Raw genomic sequence first — 10491 nt, 5'->3', positions numbered from 1 at the left:
CGGGTGGGAGTTGGCGCGCGCGCCGGCGCCGACGGCCCTGCACATGCCGGTCGAAGGCGTGGATCCCCGTCGCATCGCGGCCACCTTTGGCGCGCCGCGCGGCCGCGACCGCCAGCACGCCGGCGTGGACATCTTCGCCAGACGCGGCACGCCGGTGGTGTCGGCGACACGCGGCATCGTCGTGGCCATCGCCGACCGCGGCCTCGGCGGCCGCCAGGTCTGGGTGCTGGGCCCGGCCCGGCAGCGGCACTACTACGCGCACCTGCAAACGTGGGCGCCCGGGCTGCAGGTCGGCGACCTGGTGCAGCCCGGCGACCCGCTGGGTGCGGTGGGCGACAGCGGCAACGCGCGCGGCACGCCGCCGCACCTGCACTATGGCGTCTACGCCGAGGGCGGCGCCTATGATCCGCTGCCGCTGCTGCGCGCGGCTCGCTGAACGGACGCACTGGAACAGAGCGTCGCGAGCGACAGGCTCGTGGTGCCGCTCGCGCGCGCCTATCTTGGAGGCACACCCCGCGTGCGCCACTGCCATGACTGCCTCCCAACGCTATCGCGTCACCGTCACCCCGATCCAGGACGACGGCCTGCCCTGCCAGGGCCGCTGCACCATCGAACTGGAGGCGCGCTGTCGGCAGGACTGGATGCGCCTGCTCGAGGCGGCACAGCGCCAGCCCGGACTGCGCGGCGACGAGCGCGCCGCACTGATCGTCGGTACGCAGTTGCTGCGCGGCCTGGGCGAGCGCAGCGAGGGAGAGGCGCGTGAACTGCTGGCGCCGCTGCAGCCGGCGCTGGACGCGCTGCTGGCACGGCTGGCGCTGCCGGCCGCCTGAGCGACGACTCCCGCGCCGCCGGTTCCGCTAATCGCGCATTCACCGGCCACCGTTATGGTGAATTCCTCTCGTTCGCCCAGGGCTTCCCGATGATCTTCCGCAAGTTCACCCTGCGCGCGGCGGCGCTGCTGGCGCTCGCCGTCGCCACCCAGGCCCAGGCCGAGCCGACCATCCAGGGCCACCAGGTCAGCGTCGGCGCCGCCGACGTGCAGCATTACCTGGACGGCAGCTTCCCGCAGACGCACAAGGCGCTGGGCGGGCTGATCAAGATGACCGTCCGCGACCCGAAGCTGAGCCTGCCGCCGGGCGATCGCCTGAAGATGCAGTTCGACCTGAGCATGGCCACCGGCGGCGGCTCGCCGACGCCGCTGGGCCAGGTCCTGCTGACCAGCGCGCTGCGCTACGACCAGCAGAGCCAGAGCTTCCACCTGCAGTCCCCGACCATCGATGATTTCCGCCCGGCTGCCAACGGCGGCAAGCTCGACGCCAATACGCATGAGCTGCTCAATGCCTGGCTGGAGGACTACGCGCGCAAGGAGCCGATCTACAAGCTCGATCCGCGCCTGACCGCGATGCTGGGCGATGTGCAGATCCAGTCGGCCGGCGTGGAGAACGGTGCGCTGGTGGTGCGTTTCAACCAGGACATCGGCAAGCTGGTGCCGGCGGGCATGCTTCCCGCGCAGTAACCCACGCGACGTCCGGGGTGCGGCGGCAGCCGCCACCAGCAGCGCACACCGAAACGGCGGCCTCGGCCGCCGTTTCTGTTCCCAGGTCCTCCCACATCCGCCACCATCGCGGGGGCGCAGGCGAATCGCCAGGCCTCAGCCCAGCGCCTTGGCCACCGCCTTCGCGAACGCCGGGATGTCGTCCGGCTTGCGGCTGGTGATCAGATTGCCGTCCACCACCACCTCCTGATCCTCCCAGCGCCCGCCGGCATTGGACAGGTCGGTCTTCAGCGACGGCCACGAGGTCACCTGGCGGTCGCGCACGAGCCCGCTTTCGGCCAGCAGCCACGGCCCGTGGCAGATCGCCGCCACCGGCTTGCCGGCGCTGGCGAAGGACTGGATGAAGGCGATCGCCGTCGGCTCGGTGCGCAGGTTGTCCGGGTTGATGACGCCACCCGGCAGCACCAACGCGTCGTAGTCGCCGGCCTGGGCCTGCTGCAGGCGCTTGTCCACCGGCACGCTGTCGCCCCAGTCCTTCTTGTTCCAGCCGCGAATGCTGCTGGCGTCGCCCGGCGCGATCACGTCGACCTGGGCGCCCCAGGATTCCAGCAGGCGCTTGGGCTCCTGCAGTTCCGACTGTTCGAAACCGTCAGTGGCCAGGACAGCCACCTGCTTGCCGGCAAGGGAAGGCATTGCGCTCATCGGACACTCCTCAAGTAGGGGAGCCCCACCGTAGAAACGCGCCGGTGGCAGTGCCGTGAACCGCGCGTCGGCGCGGCGTGCACGGCTGGACGCAACCTCAGCGCTTGGGCTGCAGCATGGTGCCGGTGCAGTTCTTGGCGCCGCAGCGGCATTCCCAGATCTTCTTCAGCCGCGGCGTGTGACGCTCGGCCAGGGTGATGCCGTAGTTGTAGGTGAGTTCTTCGCCGGGCTTGATGTCGCGCAGCGCCTCGATCACCACCTTGTCCTTGCGGCGGTCCTCGCCCTCGGCCTCGACGATCACCGCCTCGCAGTTCGGCGCACAGCTGTGGTTGATCCAGCGCGCGTCGTTGCCCTCGTAGTTGGCGTCGATCACGTAGTCGTCGCTGAGGGTGAACAGGAAGGTGTGCCCGGTCTCGACGTCGCCGGCCTCGTCGCGGTCGACCTCGGCGTGGCTGCGGCGGCGGCCCTTGTACTCGATGACCCGCTCGCCTTTCTTGAGCGGCAGCACGGCGAACACGCCGTTGCCATGGATGCGGGACTTGCGGGCGGCGATCTTGCGGGGCATGCGGCGATCCGGACAGGAAAGCCTAGATTCTGGCGCACATCGCCCGCGATCCCAAGCCCGCGCCTCCCGGTCCGGCGACCGCGGCCGCCGCGATCCCCCGAATCGCCGCGATCGAAAGAAAAGATGAATGGCCCGGTTGGACGCTGCGGCGCAAAAGAGTACAATTTCGGTCCGCATTGAAAAACCACCGCGTCGCCATGCTCCGCGTCACCAAGCTCACCGATTACGCCACCGTCGTGCTGACCGTGCTCGCCGCGCGTCCGAACGAAGTGTTGAGCGCGACCGAACTGGCCGAACAGGCCGGGCTGGAGCCGCCCACGGTCAGCAAGCTGCTCAAGCCGCTGGCCCAGGCCGGCCTGGTCGAGGGCCTGCGCGGCGTGCGCGGCGGCTACCGGCTGGCACGCCCGGCCGACGCCATCACCCTGATCCAGATCGTCGAGGCGATGGAAGGCCCGCTGGCGATCACCGAATGCAGCCACCACGGCAGCCAGTGCAGCATCGCCCAGACCTGTGGCGTGCGTTCCAACTGGCGGCTGATCAACGACGTGGTCGCCGACGCGCTGCGCGGCGTGACCCTGGCGCAGATGCTCCACCCCCTCCCCCCCTCCGGCGATCCGAAACGGCGTTCCATTGCCGTGCGGTTCGCGACCACCTGACCTGTAGGCAGCCCCATGGCCACCGAAAACGCTGAAATCCTGGAACGCCTGGGACGTCGCTACGACGCCGGCTTCGTCACCGACATCGAATCCGATTCGTTCCTGCCCGGCCTGAACGAGGACGTCGTGCGCGCCCTGTCCGTGAAGAAGGACGAGCCGGAATGGATGACCGACTGGCGCCTGGCCGCCTACCGGCACTGGCTGAAGATGCCGATGCCGCACTGGGCCAAGCTGGACATCGCGCCGATCGACTTCCAGGCGCTGAGCTACTACTCCGCGCCCAAGGGTCCGAAGTACGCCTCGCTGGACGAGGTGCCGAAGGAGCTGCTGGACACCTACGACAAGCTGGGCGTGCCGCTGCACGAGCGCGCCAAGCTGGCCGGCGTGGCGGTGGACGCGGTGTTCGACTCGGTCTCGGTCGGCACCACCTTCCGCAAGGAACTGGCCGAGAAGGGCGTGATCTTCTGCTCGATGTCCGAGGCGATCAAGGAACACCCGGAGCTGGTCAGGCAGTACCTGGGCAGCGTGGTGCCGGTCGGCGACAACTTCTTCGCCGCGCTCAACTCGGCGGTGTTCTCCGACGGCAGCTTCGTGTTCATCCCCAAGGGCGTGCGCTGCCCGATGGAGCTGAGCACCTATTTCCGCATCAACGCCGGCCACACCGGCCAGTTCGAGCGCACCCTGATCGTGTGCGAGGACAAGGCCTACGTGTCCTACCTGGAAGGCTGCACCGCGCCGATGCGCGACGAGAACCAGCTGCACGCGGCAGTGGTCGAGCTGGTGGCGCTGGAAGACGCGGAGATCAAGTACTCCACCGTGCAGAACTGGTACCCGGGCGACGAGGAAGGCCGCGGCGGCATCTACAACTTCGTGACCAAGCGTGGCGAGTGCCGCGGCGCGCGCAGCAAGATCACCTGGACCCAGGTCGAGACCGGCTCGGCGATCACCTGGAAGTACCCGTCCTGCGTGCTGCTGGGCGACGACTCGGTGGGCGAGTTCCACTCGGTGGCGCTGACCCATCACCGCCAGCAAGCCGACACCGGCACCAAGATGATCCACGTCGGCAAGCGCACCAAGAGCAAGATCGTCAGCAAGGGCATCAGCGCCGGCCGCGGGCAGAACACCTACCGCGGCCTGGTCAAGGTGGAGCGCAGCGCCGAGGGCGCGCGCAACTACACCCAGTGCGACTCGCTGCTGATCGGCAAGCAGTGCGGCGCGCATACCTTCCCGTACATCGAGGTCAAGCATCCGACCGCGACCGTCGAGCACGAGGCCACCACCTCCAAGATCAGCGACGACCAACTGTTCTACTGTCGTGCCCGCGGCATCGACCAGGAAAACGCGGTGTCGATGATCGTCGACGGCTTCTGCAAGCAGGTGTTCCGCGAACTGCCGATGGAGTTTGCGGTGGAAGCCAAGAAGCTGCTGGAAGTCTCGCTCGAAGGCTCGGTCGGCTGACGCCTTTCCTTCTCCCTCTGGGACCTCGGCCCCCTTTTCGGGGGAAGGTGGCGCGAAGCGCCGGATGAGGGTACGTGCGCAGCCTCGCACACCCAAACCCGCGAGATGCTTCGCATCGCATCCTCACCCCAACCCCTCTCCCGGTGGTAGAGGGGCTACATCAAAGAATTCTGACGGACCATCCCATGCTCACCATAGAAAACCTCCACGCCTCCGTCGCCGGCAAGGACATCCTCAAGGGCCTGTCGCTGCAGGTGAAGCCCGGCGAAGTGCACGCCATCATGGGCCCCAACGGCGCCGGCAAGTCCACCCTGGGCAACGTGCTGGCCGGCCGCGACGGCTATGAAGTCACCAACGGCAGCGTGCGCTTCGACGATGCCGACCTGCTCGAACTGGAACCGGAGGAGCGCGCCGCTGCCGGCCTGTTCCTGGCCTTCCAGTACCCGGTGGAAATCCCCGGCGTGAACAACACCTACTTCCTGCGCGCCGCGCTCAACGCGCAGCGCAAGGCGCGCGGCGAGGCCGAGCTGGATTCGATGCAGTTCCTCAAGCTGGTCCGGCAGAAGCTGGCGGTGCTGCACCTGAAGGACGAACTGCTGCATCGCGGCGTCAACGAGGGTTTCTCCGGCGGCGAGAAGAAGCGCAACGAGATCTTCCAGCTGGCGGTGCTGGAGCCGAAGCTGGCGATCCTCGACGAGACCGACAGCGGCCTGGACATCGACGCGCTCAAGACCGTGGCCGAAGGCGTCAACGCGCTGCGCTCGCCGGAGCGCGCGTTCGTGGTGATCACCCACTACCAGCGCCTGCTCGACTACATCAAGCCGGACGTGGTGCATGTGCTGGCCGACGGGCGCATCGTGCAGACCGGCGGCCCCGAGCTGGCGCTGGAGCTGGAAGCGCACGGTTATGCCTGGCTGAAGGAGCGCGTGGCGCCCGAGGCGGCCGTGCAATGAGCGCCCTGCTCGACTCGCTGGCCGCCGCGTTCCATGGCGATGCCGCACGCCGCGCGCCGCTGGAGCAGGCGCTGCGCGACGGCCTGCCCGGCACGCGCAGCGAAGCCTGGAAGTACACCTCGCTGCGCGCACTGGAACGGCGCAGCTTCGCGCCTGCACCGCAGAACGCGCCGGCGGTGGACGCGGCCTTGCTCGAGGGTATCCCGGCACCGCGCCTGGTGTTCGTCAACGGCCGCGCCAGCGATGCGCTGTCGGATCTGAGCGGCCTGCCGGCCGGGGTGGAGCTGCAGCGGCTGTCGACCATCCTGCGCAGCGGCGACGCTGCCATGCGCTTCCTCGGCCGCCGCTTCGAACGCAGCGACGAGGTGTTCGCCCAGCTCAACGCCGCCCTCGCCGACGAAGGCTGCGTGCTGCGGGTGGACGCCGGCGTGCGCGTGGAGCAGCCGCTGCACCTGGTCTTCGTCTCCACCGCCGCCGAGGCGGACCTGGCCTGGCACCATCGCCACCTGATCGAACTGCGCCAGGACGCGACGCTGGCGCTGGTCGAGCATCATCTGCATGGCAGCGATGCCGCGCACCTGAGCAACAGCCTGGCGCACGTGCACCTGGCCGCCGGCGCGCAACTGAGCCACGCCCGCGTGCAGGACGAGGCGGCCGGCGTCACCGCGCTGCTGCGTACCGATGCGGTGCTGGCGCGCGACGCGCAGTACCGGCGTGTGGACCTCGAACTGGGCGGCGCGCTGGCCCGGCACGAACTCAACGTGCGCCTGGAGGGCGACAACGCCAAGCTCGTCGCCAACGGCGTGCTGCTCGGCAACGGCCGGCGCCAGCTCGACACCCGCCTGGGCATCGAGCACATCGCCCGCGACACCGCCTGCGAACTACTGTGGCGCGGTGTCGCCACCGGGCGCAGCCGCGTCGCCTTCCATGGCGGCATCCGCATCCGCCACGGCGCCGACGGCACCGACGCGGCGCTGTCGAACAAGAACCTGCTGCTGTCCGCCGACGCCGAGATCGATACCCAGCCGGTGCTGGTGATCGATGCCGACGAGGTCAAGGCCGCGCACGGCGCCACCGTTGGCCAGCTCGATGCCAATGCGCTGTTCTACCTGCGCTCGCGCGGGCTGCCGCAGGAACGCGCGCAGCAACTGCTGACCGCCGCGTTCTGCCGCGAACCGCTGCGCGCATTGGAGCCGGCGCTGAGCGAAGGCCTGCTGGCGCGGCTGGAGCGGGCGCTGAGCGACGCGGGCGTGGCATGAACGGGCCCGCCGCGCACACCGCCGCGCCGCAGGCGCCGGACTGGGATGCGGTCCGCCGCGACTTCCCGCTGCTGATGCGGGAAGTGCACGGCAAGCCGCTGGTGTACTTCGACAACGCCAACACCGGGCAGAAGCCGCTGCAGGTGATCGCGGCGACCGACGCGTTCTATCGTCGCCACAACGCCAACGTCAGCCGCGCCGTGCACGCGCTCGGCAGCGAGGCGACCGAAGCTTACGAAGGCGCACGGACCCGGCTGGCGCGCTTCCTCAACGTGCGCGCCGACGAACTGGTGCTGTGCAGCGGCGCCACCTTCGCGCTGAACCTGGTGGCGTACTCGTGGGCACTGCCGCGGCTGCGCGCCGGCGACACCATCCTGGTGTCGCGCATGGAACACCACGCCAACATCGTGCCCTGGCAACTGGTCGCGCAACGCACCGGCGCCACGTTGAAGGTCGCCGAGATCACCGCCGACGGCGCGCTGGACCTGGACGCGCTGCGCGCGGCGATGACCGCCGACGTCAAGCTGCTGGCCCTGGCGCACGTCTCCAACGTGCTGGGCACGGTCAACCCGGTGCGCGAGATCTGCCGCGAGGCGCGCAAGCGCGGCATCGTCAGCGTCATCGACGGGTCGCAGGCCGCCCCGCACCGACCGCTGGACGTGGCCGCGATCGGCTGCGACTTCTACGCCATCACCGGCCACAAGATGTGCGGCCCGACCGGCACCGGCGCGTTGTGGGCGCGGCGCGAGCACCTGCAGGCGATGCCGCCGTTCCTGGGCGGCGGCGAGATGATCAAGGAAGTCAGCTTCGACGGCACCGTGTTCAACGACCCGCCGCACAAGTTCGAGGCCGGCACCCCCAACATCGCCGGTTTCGTCGGCCTCGGCGCGGCGGTGGACTATCTGCAGGGGATCGGACTGCAGCACGTGGAAGCGCGCGAGAGCGAACTGCTCGCGCACCTCACCGAGGAACTGCAGCGGATCGACGGCCTGCGCCTGTTCGGCACCGCGCCGGGCAAGGCCGCGGTGGTCTCGTTCCTGATCGAGGGCGCCCACGCCCACGACCTGGCTACCCTGCTCGACCTGGAAGGCGTGGCGGTGCGCTCCGGCCAGCACTGCGCGCACCCCCTGCTGCAGTTCTACGGCGTCGCCGCCACCTGCCGCGCCTCGCTGGCGTTCTACAACACGCATGCCGAGATCGAGCGTTTCGTGGCGGCGTTGCGGAAGGTGCGGGCGCTGTTGGGGTGATTGAAGCTGGGAATCGGGAGTAGGGAATCGGGAATCGGGAATCGGCAAAGCGCTCCACGTACGGACTGTGCCTAGCGGGCAAGAGGTGTCCTCGCCTCCTTGAGAGCGCGCATTTCGATTCCCGATTCACCATTCCCCATTCCCGGCGGCACGCCCTAGAATCGGCCCATGCACACCCTCACCTTCCGCACCGCCACCGTCGACGATCTCGACGCCATCGCCGCGCTGGTCACCTCGGCCTATCGTGGCGACAGCAGCCGCGTCGGCTGGACCACCGAAGCCGACCTGCTCGACGGCAACCGCATCGACCGCGAGGTGCTGCGCGCCGACATCCTGCGCCCGCGCAGCCTGGTGCTGCTGGCCGAGCGAGATGGCGAATTGATCGCCTGCGCGCATGTCGCCGACGAGGACGGTGCCGGCTATTTCGGCATGTTCTCGGTGCAGCCGCAGGCGCAGGGCAGCGGCCTGGGCAAGACCGTGCTGGCCGAGGCCGAGCGCATCGCCTGGCAGGAATGGCGGTTGCCGCTGATGCGGATGACCGTGATCGACCTGCGCGAGGAACTCATCGCCTTCTACGAGCGCCGCGGCTATCGTCGCACCGGCATCAAGAAGCCGTTTCCGTACGGCGACGCGCGCTTCGGCCTGCCAAAGCGCGACGACCTGCGTTTCGAGGTGCTGGAAAAGCCGCTGGGCGGTGCCGCATGAGCGAGACCTGGACCTTCGTCTGCGCCGACGGCGAACTGGCGCCCGGCGAAATGAAGACGGTGTGGGACGAAGTGACCGACACGCCGATCGTGGTGTTCAACTTCGATGGTCAGTTCTATGCGCTGGAAGACCGCTGCAGCCACGAGGACTACGAGCTGTCCCCCGGCACCTTCGACCCTGCTGCCGGCAGCATCGAATGCGTGCTGCACGGCGCCCGCTTCGACGTGCGCGACGGCCGCGCCCTGTGCGCGCCGGCCTACGGCCCGGTGCCAAAGTTTCCGGTGAAGTCCGAACACGGCGGGCTGTGGACGCGCGACGACCGCGGTTGAAGCCACGCGTTTTCGTCGCGACCCGGCGCTGACCGCGTCCTTCGCCATCTCTGCAGCGCCGCTCACGGCGATCGCCACATCAAGCGCCCTTACCTGCAGCAAGCGCAACGCTTGCTGGCACGTTGTGCGTGCGCGCCGGCAAGGCGGCAACCGGGATGGAAAGGCCATCTCGATCGATCCGATTCAAGATCCCGATCCCTCGGCCGCTAAGGGGAGACGATGTAGACGGATATGCAACTTCGTCACGATTACGTGAAATATCCGTTGCATTTCGTATCGATTATTTATGCGACCACCCCTGGTACTCCCATCCCCCTTGCTAGGACCAGAGCATGACCGCTCTTCTGCACCGCTTTAACGTCTCCAGACGCCTCTCCATCGCGTTCGGCCTGCTCATCCTGCTGTCCTGCGGGCTGGTGGTCGGCGGCCTGGTCACCCTGTCGCAGGCGCGCAGCCAGTTGGACACCGTCGCCCGCCGCACCGTGTCCAGCATCGTCTATACCAACGAAATGCTCGATGCCAGCTCGGACATCGGCATCCAGTTGCGCAACATCGTGCTGCCGACCACGCAGGAAGAGAACATCGCCTTCGCCAAGATCATGGTGACGGAACTGCGCCGTTATCGCGAATACTGCACCAAGCTGTTCGCCATCCCCGCCACCAGCGCGCGCGATCGCGCCTTGCGCGAGCAGATGAACCGGACCTACGCGCAGGCGAGCGAGGTCAACCAGCAAGTGCTGGAACTGGGCCTGACCTACAAGTCCGACGACGCGATGAAGGTGCTGCTGCAGCAGGCCGCGCCGGCGACTCAACGTTGGCGCGAGGCGATTAGCGCCTACGCCAGCTGGCAACGCAACAACGGTGAACAGGCCTACGCCGATGCGACCGCGGTGATGGCGCGCGGCCGCTTCCTGCTGATCGCCGGCGGCCTGGCCGTGGTGTTGGTCAGCAGCCTGCTGGCCTGGCTGATCACCCGCAGCCTGACCGTGCCGCTGGCCCGCGCCACCCGCGCCGCCGAAGCCATCGCCGAGGGCCGCCTGGACAACGACGTGGCCACCGACGCGCGCGACGAGCCCGGCCGCCTTTTGGTCGCGATGGGCCGCATGCAGACCCAGTTGCAGC

The 10491-nt window shown here is 68.7% G+C and carries 13 protein-coding genes; 11 read left to right on the top strand and 2 right to left on the bottom strand.

All coding sequences use genetic code 11. The features are described 5' to 3' along the window. The 3 genes from D183_RS0114680 to D183_RS0114670 all read left to right on the top strand — a co-directional run. Positions 1-436 (top strand): M23 family metallopeptidase (locus tag D183_RS0114680; RefSeq protein ID WP_026144493.1); only part of this gene is annotated, 436 nt, incomplete at its 5' end. A gap of 94 nt (positions 437-530) precedes the next feature. Next, complete coding sequence (locus tag D183_RS0114675) at positions 531-830, top strand: DUF3861 family protein (protein WP_010342007.1); 300 nt, start codon at positions 531-533, stop codon at positions 828-830. An 89-nt stretch (positions 831-919) separates the two neighbouring features. Next, a complete protein-coding gene (locus tag D183_RS0114670) occupies positions 920-1516 on the top strand; it encodes a DUF1439 domain-containing protein (protein ID WP_017909665.1) in 597 nt (198 codons plus the stop codon). A gap of 135 nt (positions 1517-1651) precedes the next feature. Here the strand turns inward: D183_RS0114670 and D183_RS0114665 are convergent, their stop codons facing one another. Both D183_RS0114665 and D183_RS0114660 read right to left on the bottom strand, forming a co-directional pair. Continuing rightward, positions 1652-2197, bottom strand: a complete 546-nt coding sequence (locus tag D183_RS0114665) for a type 1 glutamine amidotransferase domain-containing protein (RefSeq protein ID WP_017909664.1) — start codon at positions 2195-2197, stop codon at positions 1652-1654. Positions 2198-2294: 97 nt separating this feature from the next. Beyond that, on the bottom strand, positions 2295-2762 hold the full coding sequence (locus tag D183_RS0114660; RefSeq protein WP_017909663.1) for an SET domain-containing protein: 468 nt from the start codon (positions 2760-2762) through the stop codon (positions 2295-2297). 197 nt (positions 2763-2959) lie between these two features. On the opposite strand from D183_RS0114660, the gene D183_RS0114655 reads away from it, so the two are divergent. The 8 genes from D183_RS0114655 to D183_RS0114620 all read left to right on the top strand — a co-directional run. Then, a complete protein-coding gene (locus D183_RS0114655; RefSeq protein WP_017909662.1) occupies positions 2960-3418 on the top strand; it encodes an SUF system Fe-S cluster assembly regulator in 459 nt (152 codons plus the stop codon). Between the two features lie 15 nt (positions 3419-3433). Further along, the gene (sufB, locus tag D183_RS0114650; RefSeq protein ID WP_017909661.1) at positions 3434-4876 is read left to right on the top strand and encodes a Fe-S cluster assembly protein SufB; all 1443 of its coding nucleotides are present in this window, start codon (positions 3434-3436) and stop codon (positions 4874-4876) included. 185 nt (positions 4877-5061) lie between these two features. Further along, on the top strand, positions 5062-5829 hold the full coding sequence (sufC, locus tag D183_RS0114645) for a Fe-S cluster assembly ATPase SufC (protein ID WP_017909660.1): 768 nt from the start codon (positions 5062-5064) through the stop codon (positions 5827-5829). Continuing rightward, positions 5826-7088, top strand: coding sequence for a Fe-S cluster assembly protein SufD (gene sufD / locus D183_RS0114640; protein WP_017909659.1), 1263 nt, complete (start codon positions 5826-5828; stop codon positions 7086-7088). Before sufC ends, sufD begins: the two co-directional genes overlap by 4 nt. Next, on the top strand, positions 7085-8335 hold the full coding sequence (locus D183_RS0114635) for a cysteine desulfurase (RefSeq protein ID WP_017909658.1): 1251 nt from the start codon (positions 7085-7087) through the stop codon (positions 8333-8335). The genes sufD and D183_RS0114635 overlap by 4 nt, the downstream gene beginning before the upstream one ends. A gap of 168 nt (positions 8336-8503) precedes the next feature. After that, positions 8504-9040, top strand: a complete 537-nt coding sequence (locus D183_RS0114630) for a GNAT family N-acetyltransferase (protein WP_017909657.1) — start codon at positions 8504-8506, stop codon at positions 9038-9040. After that, entirely contained in the window at positions 9037-9369 is a 333-nt protein-coding gene (locus D183_RS0114625) for a non-heme iron oxygenase ferredoxin subunit (protein WP_017909656.1), read from the top strand. The genes D183_RS0114630 and D183_RS0114625 overlap by 4 nt, the downstream gene beginning before the upstream one ends. A gap of 332 nt (positions 9370-9701) precedes the next feature. Beyond that, positions 9702-10491, top strand: a 790-nt coding sequence (locus D183_RS0114620) for an MCP four helix bundle domain-containing protein (RefSeq protein WP_017909655.1), incomplete at its 3' end; no start/stop codon positions are given.

The organism is Xanthomonas sp. SHU 199, from assembly GCF_000364665.1.
GTDB lineage: Bacteria > Pseudomonadota > Gammaproteobacteria > Xanthomonadales > Xanthomonadaceae > Xanthomonas_A > Xanthomonas_A sontii.
Note: the sequence above shows the minus strand (reverse complement) of the source record. Positions and strands in the feature narration are given on the sequence as shown.

Coding starts and splice junctions, on each gene's coding strand:
- D183_RS0114665 (WP_017909664.1), bottom strand. CDS start 2,197: ATGAGCGCAATGCCTTCCCTTGCCGGCAAGCAGGTGGCTGTCCTGGCC.
- D183_RS0114675 (WP_010342007.1), top strand. CDS start 531: ATGACTGCCTCCCAACGCTATCGCGTCACCGTCACCCCGATCCAGGAC.
- sufC (WP_017909660.1), top strand. CDS start 5,062: ATGCTCACCATAGAAAACCTCCACGCCTCCGTCGCCGGCAAGGACATC.
- D183_RS0114635 (WP_017909658.1), top strand. CDS start 7,085: ATGAACGGGCCCGCCGCGCACACCGCCGCGCCGCAGGCGCCGGACTGG.
- D183_RS0114670 (WP_017909665.1), top strand. CDS start 920: ATGATCTTCCGCAAGTTCACCCTGCGCGCGGCGGCGCTGCTGGCGCTC.
- D183_RS0114660 (WP_017909663.1), bottom strand. CDS start 2,762: ATGCCCCGCAAGATCGCCGCCCGCAAGTCCCGCATCCATGGCAACGGC.
- D183_RS0114630 (WP_017909657.1), top strand. CDS start 8,504: ATGCACACCCTCACCTTCCGCACCGCCACCGTCGACGATCTCGACGCC.
- sufD (WP_017909659.1), top strand. CDS start 5,826: ATGAGCGCCCTGCTCGACTCGCTGGCCGCCGCGTTCCATGGCGATGCC.
- D183_RS0114655 (WP_017909662.1), top strand. CDS start 2,960: ATGCTCCGCGTCACCAAGCTCACCGATTACGCCACCGTCGTGCTGACC.
- D183_RS0114625 (WP_017909656.1), top strand. CDS start 9,037: ATGAGCGAGACCTGGACCTTCGTCTGCGCCGACGGCGAACTGGCGCCC.
- sufB (WP_017909661.1), top strand. CDS start 3,434: ATGGCCACCGAAAACGCTGAAATCCTGGAACGCCTGGGACGTCGCTAC.